Annotated in this window: 1 protein-coding gene; it reads right to left on the minus strand. The window is 36.6% G+C overall.

Annotation, left to right across the window (positions count from 1 at the left end; genetic code table 11):
* On the minus strand, positions 1-691 hold a 691-nt coding region (locus ACFINO_RS10585; protein WP_375655809.1), incomplete at both ends, for a helicase-related protein.

Genomic DNA, 691 nt, shown 5'->3' on the forward strand with positions numbered 1-691 from the left:
ATGAGCATAAATGCCGGTATATCATCACCAAATCCAGAGGGAGTATGATTTTTATTTTTTCGAGAATGACATTTTTGAAGGAGATTGACTTTATTATTCGTGGCTTTCATATAACCAACTTTATCATCTTTCAAGGACTTTTGGGTATGAACAGAACGCTCTTTTTGAGCAGTTTTCTTTGATGGTGTTGGAGATTTTCTCTTTAAAATGATATCATCTTTTTGATCAGTGGTTGTTAAAGTAGAGAGATCTCTGTTGAACCATTCAATTTTTTCGTTGCTCATTTCTTCAATGGCACTAATATATTTTTGGTCAGATTTTGTAACGATTGTAAAAGCTTTCCCACTACGATTTGCACGTCCTGTACGACCAATTCTATGAATGTAGTCTTCAGCGTGTGTAGGAACATCATAATTGAAGACATGGCTTACGGCTGGAATATCAAGTCCCCGTGCAGCCACATCAGAGGCGACAAGAAGTGTGATTTTGTTGTCTTTAAAGTCAGCCAATGTACTCATACGAGAATATTGGTCCATATCGCCATGAAGTGCCCCTACACTAAAATTATGTCTAATGAGCGATCTCAAAAGTTCAGAGATATCTCTCTTTCGGTTACAAAAAATAATAGCATTTTTTAGTTCATCGCCTTCATTATGGATAAGTTCTCGCAAAACAGCTCTTTTATCCCATG

Source organism: Bartonella sp. AA83SXKL, from assembly GCF_042196965.1.
In the GTDB taxonomy this organism is placed as follows: domain Bacteria; phylum Pseudomonadota; class Alphaproteobacteria; order Rhizobiales; family Rhizobiaceae; genus Bartonella.